The organism is Nonomuraea diastatica, assembly GCF_004349015.1.
GTDB lineage: Bacteria > Actinomycetota > Actinomycetes > Streptosporangiales > Streptosporangiaceae > Nonomuraea > Nonomuraea diastatica.
Window position 1 is genome coordinate 14,019 of record NZ_SMKP01000062.1, and the last position, 18,494, is coordinate 32,512.

The following is an 18,494-nucleotide window of genomic DNA, read 5'->3' on the forward strand; positions in this document are numbered from 1 at the left end:
CGTGCGGGCAGCAACCACTCACGGATCTGTCAGACCCGTGACATGTCAGGAAAGCCGCCCGCTAGCGGGCGGGCGGGGGAGAGCAGATGAGCAGGCGTCGCGGCATGCGGCCCACCCTACCGCCGCACGTCGGCGGCGTTCACCGGGTGTCGCGGGCGCGCATCGAGGGCCGCGCGTATCGAGGAGCCCGCGTATTGAAGGCCCGCGTATTGAAGGCCCGCGTATTGAAGGCAGGGTTCACGGTTTGCGGGCCACGCCGCCCAGCAGCAGTTCCTCCCACGGGGTGAGCGGGCCGGGGATGCGCTCGTCGGGGTGCCACTCGGGAAAGTGCACGACTCCCGGCTCCACCAGCACCAGGCCGTCGAAGAACGCGGTGATGGCCGCGCGGTCGCGGAAGAAGCCGGCGCCCATGGTGGCCTGCAACATCACCTCGAGCGCCTTGGCCTTGGGGTTGGCGGAGGCGAGCATGTTGGAGGCGGCGAGGTAGCTGCCCGGCGCCAGCGCCGACATGTACCGCCTGACCAGGGCGTGGGGGTCCTCCTTGTCGGGGAAGAGGTGCAGCAGCCCGATGGCCATGATCGCCGTCGGTTGTGACAGGTCGATGAGGCCGCGCAGCACCGGGTGGCCGAGCACGGCGTCGAGGTCGCGGGCGTCGGCGGTGATGGCGCCCGCGTGGGGGTTGGCGCCCAGCAGGGCCCGGGCGTGCGGCTCCACCATGGGGTCGATGTCGACGTAGACGACCTTGCACGCGCGGTCGGCGAACTGGGCGACCTCGTGGGTGTTCTCGACCGTGGGCAGCCCGGCGCCCAGGTCGATGAGCTGCCTGATGCCGGCCTCGCGGACCAGGAAGTCGACCACCCTGCCGATGAAGGCGCGGTTGCACCAGACGAGGTCGACCACCTCGGGCACCGTGTCCTTCAGCTTGCGGGCCACCGAGCGGTCGGCGGCGAAGTTCTCCATGCCGCCGAGCAGCGCGTCGTGCACGCGCGCCACGCTCGGCCGCTCGGTATCCACTCCGGGTGGAGCCCACTCCGGCTCGTCGGTCTCACTCATCCGGCCCCCTTCACTCTCCGTGACGCGGATCGTATCCGCACCTGGAGCCCCGATGCCCCGCGTGCCGGCCGGTTGTCAGAAGAGTCAGCTCATCCGGTCGGACATCTCGCGCTGGGCGTGCCTGGGGACGTGAGCAGGCGCGCGACCGGACAGCATGGCCTTCAGCCGGGGCGCGAGCGGCCGCTCGACGAACCTGTACACCAGGTACGCGGCGGCGAGCATGACCACGATCAGCCCGCACAGCAGCACGTACTTGTTGACCGAGTCGCCGAGCCTGGTGAAGAGCACGAAGCCGACGTGCGCGTGCAGCAGGTAGAGCGGGTACGTCAGCGCGCCGGCCGTCACCAGCCATGGCTTGCCCAGCCACCGGGTGGCGCGCAGCGCGATGAGCGTCATGACAAGGAAGAGCAGGACGACCACGGTGATGATCACGGCGTGCGAGTACGTCACGGAGTACCGTTCGCCGACGGCGTCGGCGTACCCGATGGCCCGGTAGATGGCGTTGCCCAGGCAGATCGGCACCAGCAGGGCGATCTGCACGTTCAGCCCGAACTTGTAGAGCATGAACAGCGCCATGCCGGCGATGAAGTAGTGGGAGAACTCCGACTGCACGACCAGGTCGGCGATCCCCGGCAGCAGCCCCGCCTCGACCAGGAACGTCAGCCCCAGCCAGGCCCAGAGCCCCACCATGACCCGGGTCCGCGTCATGCCGATGAAGGTGAACGCCAGGATGAGGAAGTAGAACCGCATCTCGGCCCAGAGCGTCCAGTAGACGACGTCCACGTTCGCAATGTTCGGCACCGACTGGAACATCGTCAGGTTCGCCAGCACCTGCGGCAGGCTTACCTCGAACACGCCTTGGCCCAGCGTCACGGTCACCACGCTGGTGACGGCGATGCCCACCCAGTACGCGGGATAGAGCCGCACGACGCGCGAGACCACGAACGCGCGCGGGCTCCTGCCCCATGCGCTCATCAACACCACGAACCCGCTGACCAGGAAGAACAGGTCCACGCCCAGGTAGCCGTACTTGGACCAGGCGCTCTCCGCGGCGAAGACGACCGGGCTGTGGTCGCCGGCCCAGCCGGAGAACGTGTAGTGGAACAGCACGACGCAGAGCGCCGCCAGTAGCCGGAGGCCGTCGATCTCGTAGAGACGGTCTGAGCTAGTTGGCATCTCCTATCACCCTTCTTGTCCTAGAAGAGGGTGGCGTAGACCGCTTGCTGACTAATAGATGATCGCTAGCTGTTAACCGCTTTGTTACCGGTTTACGGAGCTCTGTTCGGGTAGCGGAGGTGGGCCCGAGAAAGACGGAAGAGGAGAGGACGAGTTCCCATGGAGCTCTGGGACTACCGACCTGACGTCTATGACCGTGGCAGGAGCCTGGATCTCGCGGGCTTCCGCGTCCAGGCGACCGACGGGAAGATCGGGACCGTCGACGAGGCGACGTACGAGGTCGGCGAGAGCTACATCATCGTCGACACCGGTCCCTGGATCTTCGGCAAGAAGGTCATGCTCCCGGCGCAGGTCGTCACGAGCATCGACCCGCAGGAGCGCGACGTGTACGTGGCGCGGACCAAGGCCGAGATCAAGGACGCGCCCGAGTTCGACGGGGGCACGTTCAAGGAGCCCGAATACCGGACCCGGCTGGGTGACTACTACGGCCGCTTCCCCGGGTGACTCCGTGTCGTGAGGGAGGGCCGCGTCCGAACCTGGGCGCGGCCCTTCGCCGTCCCCTCTCCGTACCTGACAAAAGATGGCAGGTACGGCTGGAAGGCTGGGCCCATGACGACAAAAGCGAAGCTCCTGGCGGTCACCCTCGACTGCGCGGAGCCCAGGAAGCTGGCCGCGTTCTACCACGAGGTCACCGGGCTGGACATCCAGTACTCCGAGGACGAGTACGCGGCTGTGGGCGACGGCACCACGAACATCTACTTCGGCAGGGTCTCCGGCCGTGAGCCGGCCGCGTGGCCCGGCCCGGCCAAGCAGTTCCACCTTGACTTCCGGGTGCCGGACGTGGAGAAGGCGGTCGGTGAGTACATCGCGCTCGGCGCGACCAGGCCCGACTTCCAGCCGGGCGTCACCGAGGAGGGCACGCGCTGGGTCGTCCTGCAGGACCCGGAGGGCCACCTCTTCTGCGTCTGCCCCGAGCGCTCCTAGCGCGGGCCGTCAGGCCCTGACCGGCCTCAAGAAAGAGCCACATGTTCATGCTGTTCAGGATGGGTTCAGACGGATTTATCAGCCTAAAGGTGGATTCTAGAAGTTCGCTGGGCTCATAAGCTGGGGCAATGCCTCTGGAAGGACGCCTGCTCCTGCGCGGGCCGCGATGACCTGGGTCGGCCTGCTGATCGCTCTGGCCGGCGCGCTGGGCTACGCGCTCGGCGCCGCGCTGCAGCAGTACGAAGCCGTCGCCGAGGGCGCCTCGCTGCGGTTGGTGCGACGCCCTCGCTGGTGGATCGGCGGCATCATCGGCTTCACCGGCGCGTGCCTGCACGCGGTGGCGCTCAGCTTCGCTCCGCTGGTCGCCGTCCAGCCGATCAGCGTCGCCACCCTGGTGTTCGCGGTGCCGCTGGCTGCGTTCCTGTACGGCCGCAGGCCGCATCGCGCGGAGATCTTCGGATCGATCGCCGTGGCGGTGGGCCTGCTCTGGCTCATGATGCTGGTGCCGGAGCACAACGTGCCGCCGCACCTGAGCGACGGCGCGGCCATCGGGTTCATCGCCGTGATCGGGCTGGTCACCCTGGTCACGCAGCTGATGGCGGGCCGGGTGCACGGCGCGGCCAGGGCCGCGCTGCTCTCGGTGGGAGCTGGGGCCGTCACCGCGAGCGTGTCCACGTTCGTACGCGTGGTCGGCGGCGGCCTGCAGGGCGACTGGGGGCGGCTGGTCCACTGGTTCACCCTCGCCGTGCCCCTGCTGCTGGTCTGCGCGGTCGTGCTGCTCCAGCGCTCGTACGCGGTCGGCTACTTCGGCATCGCCTACGCGGGAGTGCAGGTCGTCGACCCCATCACCTCCGTGCTCGCGGGCGCGATCCTGCTCGGCGAGCCGCTGCCCACGGCCCCGTCCACGGCGGTCCCCGCCCTGCTGGCCGGCGCGCTGACCATCGGCGGCACGATCACGCTCGGCCGCCTGGCCCCTGACCACCGCCCGGCCCCAATAGAGAGCCCGGCGGACAGTACGGCGAGCAGCCCAGCGGACGGTGCTGCGGACGGTGCTGCGGACGGTGAACCGGCGTCCCTCTCCGTGTCGGCGACGTCAGAGGCGAACTGAGACGCGGCCTCCTCGCGGTCTTCCCGGCGGGCGGCCACCCCGCGTTGGTCAAACGGTTGAATTGTCATGGCCTGCAGGGTTACGGTGCATCGGCGATGACCCTTGTGGTCTGTCACATTGCATGATGGCCGGAACGAGCGGAGTGGCACGAGCATGCCGAGAAGAGCGATGGGTGTCCTGATCGCGTCTGTCCTGGTGGTCACGGCGACCGGAACGCCGGTGTCGGCGGAGCCCGGCTTACCCACCGGCACGACCGTTGTCTACGTGGCCAAGGACGGCAAAGAGGGCGCCACCGGTACGAAATCCGACCCGTTCGCGACGGTCGAGCAGGCCCGCGACGCGCTGGCGGGACGGACGAGCGCGCGGCGGCCTGGCGTCGTCTACATCAGGGAGGGCGTCTACCAGACGTCTAAGACCATCCGGCTCAGCGGCGCGGAGCACTCCCACGTCACCTATGCCGCCCACCCGGGCGAGCAGGTCGAGTTCGCCGGCGTCACCACCCTTGCCCCCGGCGGCTTCCGCAAGCTGAGCGACGTGCCGGACGAGGCCAAGTGGTCGTCGAAGGCGCGCGTCCCCGACGCGGTGGCCGACCAGGTCCACGTCTACGACCTGGGCGCCGAGGGCATCCCCGCCGGGGTGATCATGAAGAACGGGTTCAACTGGAAACCCCAGCCGTTCGCCCCCGAGCTGATCACCGACGACGCGACCCAGACCCTGGCGCAGTATCCGAACGGCGCGGAGAAGCTCGACAGCGCCGCCATCACCGTCAAGGAGGCGCCGAAGGGCGCCAGGGACTACTTCTCGGACAAGACCGCTGACGGCACCACCATGCCGTACGAGGACATGCTCAAGCTGCCAGGACCCGTCTACACCGCCGTCGACGCCACGCTCAAGGAGCGCTCCACCATCTGGGCGCCGCCGGAGGGCCAGGAGATCGACAACACGGTTTCCGAGACCGACGGCTGGCTCTCCGGCTATTTCGGCAACAACTACGCCAACGACCGCGTCCGCATCGCCTCCGTCGACCCCGGTGAGGCGGAGCTGCGCACGACGTATCCCACGATGTACGCAGCCACCGACAAGTGGACGTCTTTCGTCGCCCAGAACGTGCTCAGCGAGCTCGACACCGAGGGTGAGTACTACATCGACCGCTGGAAGGACGCCGGCACCCTCTACTACTACCCGCCGGGCGGGACCGTCGAGGGCAAGGAGATCAGCCTGACGTCCTTCGACGCACCCTTCTTCCAGCTGGAGAACGTGCGCGGGGTGACGCTCAAGGGCCTGAAGCTGAACGGCACCACCGGCACCGCCGTGCGGATGCTCGACGCGGAGTCGTGCACTGTCGACGGCCTGGAGATCCTCAACGCCAGCATGGACGCGGTCGCGATCGGCGAGGCCAACGACGCCATCACAGCCGTTGCCGAATACCGCACCAGCCGCGGTGGCCACCGCAACAAGGTGATCAACAGCCGGCTGCACGACCTCGGCGGCGGCGGGGTGTTCACGGCCGGCGGCGACCGCGACACGCTGGAGCGCGGCGACCATGTCGTGGAGCACAACGAGATCTACGACTTCTCCAAGCTCGCCACCTACACCCCCGCCGGCTACATGTACGGCGTCGGCAACACCTTCCGCTACAACCATGTCCACGACGCGCCCCACATGGCGATCCAGATCATGGGCAACGACATGGAGATCAGTCACAACAGGTTCGAGCGGCTGGTGACGCACGCCTCGGACCAGGGCGTGATCTACGCGGGCCGCGACTACACGTACCTGAACAACGTGGTGGCGTACAACCTGTTCAAGGACATCGGCGCGGACGGCAACCAGGCCGTCTACATGGACGACGGCATGTCGGGGATGGTCGTGCGCCACAACGTCTTCGACAACGTCCAGCACGGCCTGTTCTTCCAGGCCGGCCATAGCAACGTCGTGTCGGACAACGTGTTCAGGGACGTGACCTACATCGGGCACGACAAGCTCTACCACGAGGACGACCTGCCGGTGCCGAACTCGAAGGTCGTGGTCGAGCGCTTCAACGACATGCTGAAGCCCGGCGACGGCGGCGGCTTCACGAACACCAGGGAGAACATCGAGAAGTGGTACCGCCGTTACGGCAAGCAGTATCCGAACATCCGTGACTGGTACGTCCCGTCGAAGGCGAACGGCGAGCCCTGCACCTCGATCGACGCCACCGAGTGCACCGAAGCGTACGTGTGGACCGACCCCGACTCCCTGTACGTGCCGTCGCACAACGTGCTGACCCGGTCGGTCAGCATCGCGACGGGCGACTTCGCCTACACCGACGACGCCGGCGGTCTGAACGTCAAGACCTTCAACCCGGACTTCGACTCGTACAACGTCAAGAAGGACGGCGCCGCCGCGTTCGCCTTCGACCCCGCCACGGGGAAGTTCGACGCCAGGAGCACGCCGCTCAACTCGGCCGAGGGGTTCGGCCCGCAGTGGGTGCGCGAGTGGAACAGGACCTTCACCCTGGACGGCATCGGGCCCCGACGATGAGCCCATTGACGTGACGGGCCGGGCGGTCGGCGCCCGGCTCAGCCGTCGGACGGGATGCTCGGCGTGCTCGTCCGGCCGGTCGCTGCGGGCGGGCGCCAGCCGAGCACGTCGTTCATGGAGCGCAACATCAGGTCAGGGCTGAGCCGGGCGGCCGTGGACATCCCGAGGTCGCGCAGTCGCACGGCCAGCGGATGGCGGACCCTGGTCAGCCGGCAGATCGTCATGGACTGCCGGACGATCTTCCAGGTGCGGTCGAGGCGGGCGGCGGTGTAGGCGGGGAGCACGTCCTCGACCGCCGGGGAGCCGCCCGCCGGGAAGGCCAGGACGACGGCGTCCTCGATCGCCTGGCAGGCTCCCTGGCCGAGGTTGGGCGTCATGGGGTGGGCGGCGTCGCCGGCGAACGCGACCCTGCCGCTGTGGAGAGCGGGCAGCGGCGTGCCGAACGAGAAGATGTCGTTACGGATGATCTTCGCGGGGTCGGCCGCCCGCAGCAGCGAGGGGATCGGCTCGTGCCAGTCGCCGAACCTGCGCAGCAGTTCCTCCCGCTCGTCCCCATGGACGGCTCCGGCGGGGGACACGTCGGTCGCGTACACGTACACGGTGTCCCCGATGTCCCCGGCGTCCCCCGCTTCTCCCGCGTCCCCGGCGTTTCCCGCCAGCAGGTGGACCCCGAACACGAGCCCCTTGCCCCAGCTCTCCGTGCTCTGGATGGGCAGATCGGCCCTGGGTACGAGGCCGCGCCAGGCCGTCACGCCGGAGTACACCGGGCCGGGGTGACCGGGGAAGAGCGCCCCGCGGGTCGCCGAGTGGATGCCGTCGGCGGCCACGACCAGGTCGGCCTCCAGGTCGCCCTCCCCGGTGCGGACGACCCCGCCGGCGGCGTCCACGTCCGAGACGGTGACGCCGAGTCGCAGGTGGGCTTCGCCCAGGGCGTCGGTGAGCACGTCCATCAGCGCGGCCCGCAACATGATGACCACCGAGTCCCCGTAACGCGCCTGCGCGTCGTCCTCCGTGGTGTGCACGAGCCACCGGCCGTCCGCGCGGCGGACGCCCGCCCGCCCCTCGAACCTGCCGAGCCGGCGGATGCGATCGCCCAGGTCGAGCGCGTCGAGCGCCTTCAACGCGTTGGGGGCGATCGCCAGCCCCGACCCCACGGGGGCGAGGTGGGAGGCTCGTTCGAGCACGGTCACGTCCCACCCCTTGCGGCGGAGCGCCACCCCGGCGGTCAGCCCGCCGACGCCCCCGCCGATCACCACGGCCTTCGGCATGTCCCCGACTCCTCACACTACGTCTGTAGTTTCTCTATACTACGCCTGTAGTCAGCTGGTTGGAGGATCGGGTTCCGTGAAACGCTCAGAGCTGGTCGCGGACACGGCCATCACGCTCCTGGCCGAGCGCGGCATGCGCGGCCTCACCCATCGGGCCGTCGACGAAGCGGCCGGGCTGCCGCCGGGGTCGACGTCCAACCTGGCCCGCACGCGTGCCGCCCTGCTGGAGCTGACCCTGTCCCGGCTCACCGAGCTGGAGATACGGGCGCTCGGCCCGGCTTACACGAGCGCCCAGGCGGGCGACCAGGCAGGCGACCAGGCAGGCATGGTGGACCGTGTGGCCGAGACGGTGCACGTCCAGATCAAAGACCGCAGGCGCACGCTGGCCCGCTACGAGCTGGCACTGGAGGCGACGCGGCGGCCGGAGCTGCGCGAGATGTACGACGCGGCGGGCAGCCGCTTCCGCGACCCGGCGGTGGCGCTGCTGGCCGCCCAGGGCTCCCGCGATCCGGTCCGGCACGCCCACCGGCTCGTGGCCTTCAGCGAAGGGCTCATGTTCGACGCGATCGTGGGGGCGGGCGGCATGCCCACCTTCGAAGAGCTCCGGCAGGCCGTCGAGGACTTCCTGGCCGGCATGCTCCGCAGGCCGTCTAGGGGCCTGTGAGGGTCACGAGGCCGTGGCCGCCGGACAGCACGGCCGTCAGGACGGGATGGGCCTGCTCGTCGACGTCGAGCCGGGCGCCGACGGCGGCCAGCGCCGCGCGTACGGCCGGGGCGTCGTGATGGCCGCCCGCCAGTGACAGCAGCTCGACCGCGGGCAGCCCCTGCCCGGCCGGATGCGGGGTGTCGCCCCAGTCGATGAGGAACGGCACCAGCCCGTCGTGCCCGGCCCGCTCCGGCGGTGTGAGCCGCCAGCTGAGCAGGTCGCCGGAAGGGGTGCGCCGCGACATGTCCAGCGGGTCTCCGGGGTCGTATCCGCGGGCCCGTGCCCTGGCCGTGACCGCGTCGATGTCCTCGACGGCCACCGCCCAGCCGGCCAGCGCCGCCGCTTCCAGCTCGTCGATGCCGAACGGTCGTGGCCCGGCCGGGGCCTCCTGCTCGGGGTCGGGCCCGATGATCTCCAGGTAGCTCGTTCCGCCCAGGCCGAGCAGCCGGTTGTGCGTCCCGAAGCCCGGGTGCCGCCCGCCGGCCGCAGGGCGTACGCCGAGCAGCCGTTCCAGCTCGGCGGCGGTGGACTCCAGGTCAGGGGTCGCGTACACGAGGTGATCGAGGCTCATGGGTGCAATTCTGCTTGACGGCAGGTCACCGGCCGGTCAGGCGCCGCCTTCTCGCGGCGTGCTCAGGCGGGCCCGGTGGTGTGGCCACTCGTCGTCGAGGATGCCGAAACAGACCGTGTCGCGCCAGGTGCCGTCGGGCCTCCTGCGGTGGCGGCGCAGCGTGCCCTCGTGGACGCCGCCGATGCGTCTGATGGCGTTCTGCGACCGGAGGTTGAGCACGTCGGTCTTGAGCAGGACCCGGTTGTAGCCGAGCGCGAAGGCGTGGTCGATGAGCAGGAGCTTGCACGCGGTGTTCACGGCCGTACGCCAGGCCGCGCGGCCGTACCACGTCCAGCCGATCTCGATGCTCTCGTCGAAGCCCGGCACGTCGCCGTAGGTGGTCCAGCCCACCGCGCGGCCGTTCTCCCTGCGCACGACGGCCAGCGGGACGTGCCGGTCGTCGTCGATCAGGTGGCGGGCCACCTTGGCGAGCTCCGCCTCGGTGCGTGGCGTGCCGGCGGGCATCCAGCGCCAGACCTCGTCGTCCCCGCCGCCGGCGGCGAACAGGTCGGGCACGTGCCCCATGGCCAGCGGCTCCAGCCGGACGACGGCGTTCTCGAGCACCACGGGCTCGGGCAGCTTGGAGGTCATGGCGGCAACCCTACGGACGGTCAGGCGGTCGCGGTGATGGCCACCTGTGCCCTTTTACGGGGAACCACTGTCGACACTCATACCGGCCGGTCGGTAGGCTCGCGGCATGGACTTCGCTTACGACACCGTCACCGAGGACCTGCGCGAGCGACTGCTGCGCTTCATGGACGAATGTGTCTATCCCGCCGAGCCCGCTTTCGAGGAGCAGGCGGCGACCAGCGGCTGGAGCACGCCGCCGCTGATGGCCGATCTCAAGGACGAGGCCAGGAAGCGCGGCCTGTGGAATCTGTTCCTGCCCGGCGAGCACGGCGCCGGGCTGACGAACCTCCAGTACGCTCCCCTGGCGGAGATCATGGGCCGGAGTCCCACGCTCGCCCCGACGGCCACCAACTGCGCCGCGCCCGACACCGGCAACATGGAAGTGTTGTCCATGTTCGGCAGCGAGTGGCAGCGCAAGGAGTGGCTGCGGCCGCTGCTCGACGGCGAGATCCGCTCGGCGTTCGCGATGACGGAGCCCGACGTGGCCTCCTCCGACGCCACGAACATCGCCACCTCGATCGTCCGCGACGGCGACGAGTACGTCATCAACGGCCGCAAGTGGTTCATCTCGGGGGCGATGAACCCCACCTGCAAGATCTTCGTCGTCATGGGCAAGACGAACCCCGACGCGCCCAAACACCGCCGGCAGAGCATGATCCTCGTGCCCCGTGACACCCCCGGGGTGCACATCAAGCGGGGCATGCACGTGTTCGGCTACACCGACGCCGACCACGGCGGCCACGCCGAGATCGTGTTCGAGGACGTCCGCGTCCCGGCCGAGAACCTGATCGGTGAGGAGGGCGGCGGCTTCGCCATCGCCCAGGCCCGGCTCGGCCCCGGCCGCATCCACCACTGCATGCGCCTGATCGGCATGGCCGAGCGCGCTGTCGAGCTGATGTGCAAACGGGCGCTGGCCAGGAGCACGTTCGGCAAGCCCGTCGCCCAGCAGGGCGTCGTTCAGGACTGGATCGCCGAGTCGCGCATCAGGATCGAGCAGCTGCGCCTGCTCGTGCTCAAGACGGCCTGGCTCATGGACACGGTGGGCAACCAGGGGGCCCACACCGAGATCCAGGCCATCAAGATCTCCACCCCGATCACCGTGGAGTGGATTCTGGACAAGGCCGTCCAGGTGCACGGCGCGGGCGGCGTCTCCCAGGACTTCCCGCTGGCCGCGCTCTGGGCGGGCGCGCGCTCGCTGCGCCTGGCGGACGGCCCCGACGAGGTGCACAAGAGGTCACTGGCCTATCGCGAGCTGAAGAGGTGGATGTGAACGAGGCGGAGATCGAGGAGCGCGTGGCCGCGTTCCTCGGCGAGCATGACCCGAGCGGCGACCGGCTGGAGTTCCTGCGGGCCAGGTACGACGCCGGGCTGGCCTGGGTGTGGTTCCCCGAAGGGCACGGCGGGCTGGGTGCGCCTCGGGAGCTGCAGCAGGTCGTGGAACGGGCGCTGGCGCACACCCCGCAGATCAACGGCGGCATCCAGGGCATCGGCCTGGGGATGGCAGCGCCGACGATCCTGACGTTCGGTACGGAGGAGCAGAAGCGGCGCTTCCTGCGCCCGTTGTGGACGGGGGAGGAGATCTGGTGCCAGCTCTTCAGCGAGCCCGGCGCCGGGTCCGACCTGGCCACGCTGGCGACCCGGGCGGTCAGGGACGGCGACGAGTGGGTGATCGACGGTCAGAAGGTGTGGACGTCCGGCGCCCACCACTCCCGGTGGGCCATCCTCGTCACCCGTACCGACCCTGACGTGCCGAAGCACCGCGGCATGACGTACTTCGTCTGCGACATGCACGCGCCGGGCGTCGAGGTGCGGCCGCTGCGGCAGATCACCGGCGAGGCCGAGTTCAACGAGGTGTTCCTGACCGGCGTGCGGCTCCCCGACGAGCTGCGGCTCGGCGCGGTCGGCGACGGCTGGCGGGTCGCGCAGACCACGCTGATGAACGAGCGCGTCGCCATCGGCGGCGCGCCCACGCGGCGCGGCGGCGGCATGGTGGCCTCCGTGCTCGACGCCTGGCGCGAGCACCCCGAGCTGCGCAGCCACGACCTGCACCAGCGGTTGTTGTCGCTCTGGGTGGAGGCCGAGGTGACCCGGCTGTCGGGAGCGCGGCTGCGCGAGCAGCTCGCCGCGGGGGAGCCCGGGCCTGAGGGCTCGGGCATGAAGTTGTCGTTCGCCAAGCTCAACCAGGCGCTGACCGGGTTCGACGTCGAGTTCCTGCGCGATCTCGGCTACGACGACTGGACGTTCCGGCGTTCGGAGAACGTCGACTTCTACGGCCGCGGCCCCGGCTACCGCTATCTGCGGGCCAAGGGCAACTCGATCGAGGGCGGCACCTCCGAGATCCTGCGCAACATCATCTCCGAACGGGTGCTCGGCCTGCCCTCCGAACCCCGCATCGACAAGGACGTGCCCTGGAAGGACCTGCCGCGATGACGCTTCTGTACTCGGAAGTCGAAGAGGAACTGCGGGCCGCCGTACGGGGGTTGCTCGCCGACCGGTGCCCGCCCGCCACGGTGCTCAAGCGCGTCGAGTCCGAGCCCTACGACCTGGACCTGTGGAAGACGCTGGCGGGGGAGATCGGGGTGGCCGGGCTGCTCATCCCCGAGGAGCTGGGAGGCGCGGGCGCGTCGGGAAGCGAGGCGGCCGTCGTGCTGGAGGAGCTGGGCAGGGGAGTGGCGCCGGTGCCGTTCCTCACCAGTGCGGTGCTGGCCACGCGGGCGCTGCTTCCGGCCCGTGACGCCCTGCTCGGCGAGCTGGCCGAGGGCAGGCGGACGGCCGCGCTGGCGGTGTCGTTCGCCGCGTCCCCCTACCGGCCGGAGCGGGGAGCGTCGCTGAGCGTGGACGGCGCGGGCCGGGTGTCCGGCAGCGTCACCGGCGTGGCTGGGGCCGACGTGGCGGACGTGTTGCTGGCGCCCGTGGACGGCGACCTGTACGCGGTGGAGGGAGCCGTGGCCGAGGTCGTGCCCTCGCTCGATCTGACGAGGCCGGTCGCCACCGTGACGTTCGACCGGGTGAGCGCCCGCCGGGTGGGGGCGTGTGACCTGGCCGGGGTGCTGCGGTTCGGGGCGGGGCTGCTGGCGTCGGAGCAGCTCGGCGTGGCCGAGTGGTGCCTGGACACGACGCTCGCCTACGTCAAGGAGCGCCACCAGTTCGCCCGGCCGGTCGGCTCGTTCCAGGCGATCAAGCACCGGCTGGCGGACCTGTGGCTGGACGTGGTCAGGGCCAGGGCCGCCGCGAGGAGCGCCGCCGCCGACCCCTCGGCCGTCGCCGTGGCCGTGGCCCAGTCGTGGAACTCCGGCGTGGCGGTGCACGCGGCGGAGGAGGCCGTGCAGTTGCACGGCGGGATCGGGATGACCTGGGAGCACCCCGTCCACCTGTTCCTCAAGCGCGCCAAGGCGAGCGAGATCGCGCTCGGGACGCCAGGCGACCACCGGGAGGCGCTGGCCTCACTGGTCGACGTCCCCGGCCCCGAGTGAGGTGAGCAGCAGGTCGGCGAAGTGCTTGCCGACCTGGGCGCCGGTCAGCGGGCCGTTCGCGTGGAACCAGGTGCCCAGGTGGTGCACGGAGCCGAAGAAGTAGTCGACGACCAACTCGGCGGGGACCCGGTCGCTGAAGACGCCCGTGCGCTGCCCCTCCGCGACGAGGTCGCGGAACCGCTCGTGGTAACGGCGGCGCTCGGCGCGTACGGTCTTGCGCGTCTCGGGGGCGAGCAGGTGCATCGACCGGAAGAAGATCTTGGAATCGTCGAGGTTGGCCGTCGTGGTCTCGACGACGTCGGCCGCGGCCCGGTGCAGGCGCTGCTTCAGCGTGCCGGGGCCGTCGGCGATCTGCGCCAGCCGGTCCGTCTGCATGCGGAGCACCCGGCCGTAGATCTCGTGCAGCAGGTCGTCCTTGGAGTCGAAATAGTGGTACATCGCACCTTTGGTGACGCCGGCCGCCACCACGATCTCCTGCACGGAGGTGCCCTCGAAGCCTCGATCGGCGAACAGCCTGGTCGCCTCGGCGAGGATCCGCTGCCTGACCGATTCTTCTCTCACGTGGTCCCCCTTGGTCACCCGCCATAGCATACCGACTGGTCGGTTGAGCTCATTGGGTGGTCTTGCAGGTACTAATTCCGTCACCTTAGGCTCGCCTTGGTTGGGAGCGGGTATCTCTTGACCGGCGAGGGATCTTCGGCGTGGCAGATCCTGCAAGACACCTACTCATTCGGGGAGTTTGCCGTGCCAGGTGGCTCTATCTACGTGAAGCAGGACGAAAAGTACACAGGCTCATCCCCGCAATGGTGGTACGAGAAGTTCTGGCGCGAGGACGCCCAGAACCGGCGCAGGTCCCGGTACATCAAGGCCGGGGTGGGGTTCGTGCTCGGCGTCGCGCTGGCGCTCAGGTTCGACCTCACCGCCTTCTCACCGCTGTTCGGCCTGCTCCTCGCCGGCCTCGTGGCCGGGGGAGACTGGTTTCTCCACTGGCGCTCCTTCCACGCCACCGCGGTCTGGCGCGGAGCACGGCGCGGCGAGGCGATCACCAGCAGGCACCTGCGCAGGTCGCTCCGCCGCCGGGGCTACAACGTCCTCGACGGTCGTGCCATCCGCGGGAAGGCCTCCATCGACCACCTGGTGATCGGCCCGGGAGGCGTCTGGGTCGTCGACAACGAGTCGTGGAGTCCCGACACCGAGATCGCCTGCTACGTGGGGCGGCTCTTCTTCGGCGAGAAATACGGCTCCAAGACGGCCAAGTCGCTGGTGGAGGCCGCCGAGGCGTTCGCCGAGCTGCTCAACCGCGAGACGGGCATCGCGGTGACCATCACGCCCCTGCTCGCCGTCCACTGCGGGCTGCTGCCCAAGGGCGGCATCGTGCACGCGGAAGGCCTCACGCTGCTCAAACCCCGCCTGGCCGGCAAGCTGATCAGTTCGGCCGAGGGCGGCGTGCTCACCGACGAGCAGATCGAGGTGCTCACCCGCACGGCGGCCAGGGAGCTCCAGCGCATCTGAAGGTCACGCCAGCGTCTCGACGAACGCGGTGAGCTGGGCGACGTTGCGGCACTCGTGCATCGGCACGACGTGTCCGTAGTCGCTCGCGAGGGAGTCGCCCGTGTCCCACTGCCGCCGCGGCTCCGGGTTGAGCCAGTAGGCGTGACGCGAGCGGGACACGAGGGACGTCAGCACGTCCAGGGCCGGCGGCTGGTAGTTGGAGCGGGCGTCGCCGAGGATCAGCAGCGAGGTCTTCGGGCCGATCGCGTCGCCGTACCGCTCGGCGAAGCGCTCCAGCGCGTGCCCGTAGTTGGTACGGCCGAAGCGCACCATGTCGGCCTCGTCCGCCAGCTTGGCCATGGCCTGGACGACGTCGGCGCCGGGGGCGAAGAAGCGGGTGATCTCGTCCACCGTGTCCACGAAGCCGAACGCCCGCACCTTGGCGAACTGCTCCCTGAGCGCGTACGTGAGCAGCAGCGTGAAGTGCGCGAACGACGAGACCGAGTCGCTGGTGTCGCAGAGGATGACCAGCTCGGGCCTGTGCGGGCGCGGCGGCTTGACGTGGATGGCCAGCGGCACGCCGCCGCTCTGCAGCGAGGCCCGCATCGTCCTGCGGAAGTCGAGCCGGCCGCGCCTGCCCTTCCTGCGTTTGATCGTCAGGCGCGCGGCCAGGCTCCGGGCCAGCGGATGCACCTCCCTGCGCAGCCTGGCCAGGTCGGCCCTCGTGATGCGCAGGAAGTCGATCTGGTCGAGCGGCGGGCGTACGGTGGAGCGGGCGATGCGCTCGATGCCGGAATCCTCGGCGATCCGGCGGCGCACGTCGGTGGCCACCGCCTCCTCGAAGCGCAGCAGGCCGGCGCCGACCCGCTGCCGCAGGGTCTTCTCGGCCAGGCCGCCGCGCTCGCCGTCCTGCAGTTCGGCGCGGAGGATGCCGGCCATCAGCGTCTCGGGGGACAGGGCGCGCATGACGCTGTAGGAGAACCAGTTCTGCCGCCCGGGACCGGACTCCTGGCGGCCGAACCGCCCGACCATGGCCTGGGCGAACGCGCGCAGCTCCGGGTCGGCGCCGCCGGTCAGCAGGCCCGCCAGGTGCTCGCGGAGCTCGGGGACCGTGGCCGTGTCCGGGTCCGGGTCCGCCGCGCCGCCGGCCCGCGCGGCCCGCAGCCCGGTCGTCGACGCCGGGAACCACAGGTCGAACAGCACGTCGAACCCCGGCCGGTAGGCGGGCTTCTTGACCAGCGTGGCCGCGTACGCGGCGCGCAGCGACTCGCGGTCGCCCAGCTCGATAGCCCGCAGGGCGTTGGCCGCGTCCAGCCCCTCCGCCACCGAGACCGGCACCCCGGCCTCGCGCAGCGCGTGCACGAAGCCCACGTGCCGGTCGACCAGCGACTCGCGGTCAGGCATCCGGCAACCCCAGCTCCTTGATCGCCCTGGTCTGGTCGGAGACGTGCTTGAGCACCACGCCCAGCGTGCCGGCGACCGTGGCCTCGTCCAGCTCCGCCCGCCCGAGGGCCAGCAGCGTGTTGGCCCAGTCGACGGTCTCGGCCACCGACGGCGCCTTCTTCAGCTCAAGGGCCCTGAGCGTGGCGACCGTACGGGTCAGTTGCTCGGCGAGGCCGGCCCGCAGGCCGGGGACCTGGGCGAGCACGATGTCCCGCTCCCGCTCGGGGGTGGGGTATTCGATGTGCAGGTAGAGGCAGCGCCGCTTGAGCGCCTCCGACAGTTCGCGGGTCGCGTTGGAGGTCAGCACCACGTACGGCCGCCGCGTCGCGGCGATGGTGCCCAGCTCGGGGATCGTCACCTGGAAGTCGGACAGCAGCTCCAGCAGCAGCCCCTCGACCTCGACGTCCGCCTTGTCGGTCTCGTCGATGAGCAGCACGGTGGGCTCCGCGGACCTGATCGCCCTGAGCAGGGGCCGCTCCAGCAGGAACTCCTCGGTGAAGATGTCGTCGTCGGCGCTGGTCGCCTGGATCCTGAGCAGCTGCTTCTTGTAGTTCCACTCGTAGAGCGCCCTGGCCTCGTCAAGCCCTTCGTAGCACTGGAGCCTGATCAGCCTGGCGCCGGTGGCCTGCGCCACCGCCTTGGCCAGCTGCGTCTTGCCCACCCCGGCAGGCCCTTCGACCAGCAGCGGTTTGCCCAGCGCCGCGGCCAGGAACACCGACGTGGAGATGGCGTCGTCGGAGAGGTAGTCCACAGCGGCGAGCCGCTCCGTCACGTCGGCGGGCGAGTCGAACATCGATGCTCCTGTCTCAAGGCCGAACTTTATTCTAGCGGCTCGGGCCCGGCTGATACCGATTCGACCAGGATGCGGATCACCGGTATATTCCTCTCTGCCAGCGCCGCTAGCTCAGTTGGTCAGAGCAGCTGACTCTTAATCAGCGGGTCCGGGGTTCGAGTCCCTGGCGGCGCACCCGAAAAAACCCCAGGTCACTTACGCGGCCCGGGGTTTTTCGGTTCTCGGTCGTCTTGTGCGAGGCGGCGCGTCAGCCGCGTCATGACCTCGGAGGCTCCGGCATCCGCGCATGGTGATCGTCTCATCGCCCAGGGCGTCAGAGAGCGCGGTGTCAGGCCACTGTGTATGCCCACCCACCACAGTCGTAGTAGTGGTCTTTCTTGACTTTGCACAGCTTCATCCTGACGCGGCGGCCGTCTTTGAAATTCAGGTCGTACCGCTCGGAGTCGGTGTAGCCCTCGTCGGGCCCGGAGTCGTAATATCTTTCCGGCCGCCATGAACCGTCCCAGCAGATGGACAGTCGCACCCCTGCGCGCACCCCGTTGTCGGCACTGTCGACCACCAGGAGAATCTCGTCGCGCTCATGGAAGGTTGCCTTACCTCCTGTGGTGTTGATGGTGAGGTTTCGCCCGTTCCAGCCGTCCGGGTCGGAGACGAAGCAGTCGGCCTTCGCTGCGTGGGCGGCGGACGCACTGGCGACGGGGAGACCCGCTGTGGTCAGGCTTGCGGCGGCGACAAGCGTCGCGATTTTCATCTTCTGGAGCATTTCGCCCTCCTCGTGAGCTCGTCTGCGTGTGAACGACGTCGTGATCCGCACCGTACGATCTCTCGATGTACTTCTGCTTTCGATCCGGCCGGCCGCGCTGCCCCAGGCGGCGGCCGGCGCACACGAAAGAGAAATCCCAGCTCAGGCGTTGCGCTGGGATTTCTCGGTTTGGGCCCGTAGAGCATCAGGCCTGGCCTCCGTCCTGCGCGACGTGCCGGTCGAACTGGTGGGGGCGCAACCGCTCCGATCGAGTGCTGCGCCTGCCCGCACCGCCACGACGCCATCGGCGGGCGCGTGCCAGACCGCGGGCGAGCACGGAACGGGTGCCATGCCCTTGGCGGGCGGGGTGGACGCCGAGGAACTGGAGGTAAAGGTGGTCGCGGTTTCGGGTGCCGAGCGGTCGTGAGCGGCAACCACGAAGGCGAACATCCGGGTGGAGACCTCCGGGGTGAGCCAGCGGATGACGGCGTCGG

At 69.7% G+C, this 18,494-nt stretch carries 19 protein-coding genes and 1 tRNA gene; 11 read left to right on the forward strand and 9 right to left on the reverse strand.

Annotation, left to right across the window (positions count from 1 at the left end):
- Positions 1 to 237: 237 nt before the first annotated feature.
- The gene (locus tag E1294_RS22080; RefSeq protein WP_132511011.1) at positions 238 to 1,053 is read right to left on the reverse strand and encodes an SAM-dependent methyltransferase; all 816 of its coding nucleotides are present in this window, start codon (positions 1,051 to 1,053) and stop codon (positions 238 to 240) included.
- Positions 1,054 to 1,137: 84 nt separating this feature from the next.
- On the reverse strand, positions 1,138 to 2,229 hold the full coding sequence (locus E1294_RS22085; RefSeq protein ID WP_132511013.1) for an acyltransferase family protein: 1,092 nt from the start codon (positions 2,227 to 2,229) through the stop codon (positions 1,138 to 1,140).
- Between the two features lie 159 nt (positions 2,230 to 2,388).
- Between E1294_RS22085 and E1294_RS22090 the strand changes: the two genes are divergently transcribed.
- The 4 genes from E1294_RS22090 (at position 2,389) to E1294_RS22105 (ending at position 6,844) form a co-directional block, all read left to right on the forward strand.
- The gene (locus E1294_RS22090; protein WP_132511015.1) at positions 2,389 to 2,733 is read left to right on the forward strand and encodes a PRC-barrel domain-containing protein; all 345 of its coding nucleotides are present in this window, start codon (positions 2,389 to 2,391) and stop codon (positions 2,731 to 2,733) included.
- Between the two features lie 105 nt (positions 2,734 to 2,838).
- Positions 2,839 to 3,213, forward strand: a complete 375-nt coding sequence (locus tag E1294_RS22095; protein WP_132511017.1) for a VOC family protein — start codon at positions 2,839 to 2,841, stop codon at positions 3,211 to 3,213.
- Positions 3,214 to 3,379: 166 nt separating this feature from the next.
- Positions 3,380 to 4,321, forward strand: a complete 942-nt coding sequence (locus E1294_RS22100; protein ID WP_246083188.1) for a DMT family protein — start codon at positions 3,380 to 3,382, stop codon at positions 4,319 to 4,321.
- A 168-nt stretch (positions 4,322 to 4,489) separates the two neighbouring features.
- Positions 4,490 to 6,844, forward strand: a complete 2,355-nt coding sequence (locus E1294_RS22105) for a right-handed parallel beta-helix repeat-containing protein (protein WP_165977416.1) — start codon at positions 4,490 to 4,492, stop codon at positions 6,842 to 6,844.
- Positions 6,845 to 6,882: 38 nt separating this feature from the next.
- Here the strand turns inward: E1294_RS22105 and E1294_RS22110 are convergent, their stop codons facing one another.
- Entirely contained in the window at positions 6,883 to 8,112 is a 1,230-nt protein-coding gene (locus E1294_RS22110; protein WP_132511021.1) for an FAD-dependent monooxygenase, read from the reverse strand.
- 76 nt (positions 8,113 to 8,188) lie between these two features.
- Here E1294_RS22110 and E1294_RS22115 point away from each other — a divergent pair, with 76 nt between their 5' ends.
- On the forward strand, positions 8,189 to 8,776 hold the full coding sequence (locus E1294_RS22115; RefSeq protein WP_246083189.1) for a TetR/AcrR family transcriptional regulator: 588 nt from the start codon (positions 8,189 to 8,191) through the stop codon (positions 8,774 to 8,776).
- Here the strand turns inward: E1294_RS22115 and E1294_RS22120 are convergent.
- Both E1294_RS22120 and E1294_RS22125 read right to left on the reverse strand, forming a co-directional pair.
- The gene (locus E1294_RS22120) at positions 8,763 to 9,389 is read right to left on the reverse strand and encodes a VOC family protein (protein ID WP_132511025.1); all 627 of its coding nucleotides are present in this window, start codon (positions 9,387 to 9,389) and stop codon (positions 8,763 to 8,765) included. The genes E1294_RS22115 and E1294_RS22120 overlap by 14 nt on opposite strands.
- Before the next feature lie 36 nt (positions 9,390 to 9,425).
- Complete coding sequence (locus E1294_RS22125; protein ID WP_132511027.1) at positions 9,426 to 10,019, reverse strand: GNAT family N-acetyltransferase; 594 nt, start codon at positions 10,017 to 10,019, stop codon at positions 9,426 to 9,428.
- A gap of 106 nt (positions 10,020 to 10,125) precedes the next feature.
- Here E1294_RS22125 and E1294_RS22130 point away from each other — a divergent pair, with 106 nt between their 5' ends.
- From E1294_RS22130 to E1294_RS22140, 3 genes are read left to right on the forward strand one after another with little or no spacing between them, the layout of a single operon-like run.
- A complete protein-coding gene (locus E1294_RS22130; protein WP_132511029.1) occupies positions 10,126 to 11,328 on the forward strand; it encodes an acyl-CoA dehydrogenase family protein in 1,203 nt (400 codons plus the stop codon).
- On the forward strand, positions 11,325 to 12,488 hold the full coding sequence (locus tag E1294_RS22135) for an acyl-CoA dehydrogenase family protein (protein WP_132511031.1): 1,164 nt from the start codon (positions 11,325 to 11,327) through the stop codon (positions 12,486 to 12,488). The genes E1294_RS22130 and E1294_RS22135 overlap by 4 nt, the downstream gene beginning before the upstream one ends.
- Positions 12,485 to 13,531 (forward strand): acyl-CoA dehydrogenase family protein, encoded by a 1,047-nt coding sequence (locus E1294_RS22140; protein WP_132511033.1) that lies wholly within the window; start codon positions 12,485 to 12,487, stop codon positions 13,529 to 13,531. Before E1294_RS22135 ends, E1294_RS22140 begins: the two co-directional genes overlap by 4 nt.
- Here E1294_RS22140 and E1294_RS22145 read toward each other — a convergent pair.
- Entirely contained in the window at positions 13,502 to 14,122 is a 621-nt protein-coding gene (locus E1294_RS22145; RefSeq protein ID WP_132511035.1) for a TetR/AcrR family transcriptional regulator, read from the reverse strand. The two genes, E1294_RS22140 and E1294_RS22145, sit on opposite strands and share 30 nt — an antisense overlap.
- A gap of 174 nt (positions 14,123 to 14,296) precedes the next feature.
- On the opposite strand from E1294_RS22145, the gene E1294_RS22150 reads away from it, so the two are divergent.
- A complete protein-coding gene (locus E1294_RS22150; protein WP_246083191.1) occupies positions 14,297 to 15,043 on the forward strand; it encodes a nuclease-related domain-containing protein in 747 nt (248 codons plus the stop codon).
- A gap of 3 nt (positions 15,044 to 15,046) precedes the next feature.
- On the opposite strand, the gene E1294_RS22155 is transcribed toward E1294_RS22150, so the two are convergent.
- On the reverse strand, positions 15,047 to 16,426 hold the full coding sequence (locus E1294_RS22155) for a vWA domain-containing protein (protein WP_132511039.1): 1,380 nt from the start codon (positions 16,424 to 16,426) through the stop codon (positions 15,047 to 15,049).
- Entirely contained in the window at positions 16,419 to 17,258 is an 840-nt protein-coding gene (locus E1294_RS22160) for an AAA family ATPase (RefSeq protein ID WP_132511041.1), read from the reverse strand. Before E1294_RS22160 ends, E1294_RS22155 begins: the two co-directional genes overlap by 8 nt.
- Positions 17,259 to 17,358: 100 nt before the next feature.
- Here E1294_RS22160 and E1294_RS22165 point away from each other — a divergent pair.
- Positions 17,359 to 17,432 (forward strand) — tRNA-Lys (locus E1294_RS22165).
- A 154-nt stretch (positions 17,433 to 17,586) separates the two neighbouring features.
- On the opposite strand, the gene E1294_RS22170 is transcribed toward E1294_RS22165, so the two are convergent.
- Complete coding sequence (locus E1294_RS22170) at positions 17,587 to 18,021, reverse strand: hypothetical protein (protein WP_132511043.1); 435 nt, start codon at positions 18,019 to 18,021, stop codon at positions 17,587 to 17,589.
- A gap of 28 nt (positions 18,022 to 18,049) precedes the next feature.
- Here E1294_RS22170 and E1294_RS22175 point away from each other — a divergent pair, with 28 nt between their 5' ends.
- The gene (locus E1294_RS22175) at positions 18,050 to 18,427 is read left to right on the forward strand and encodes a hypothetical protein (RefSeq protein WP_132511045.1); all 378 of its coding nucleotides are present in this window, start codon (positions 18,050 to 18,052) and stop codon (positions 18,425 to 18,427) included.
- Positions 18,428 to 18,494: the final 67 nt, after the last annotated feature.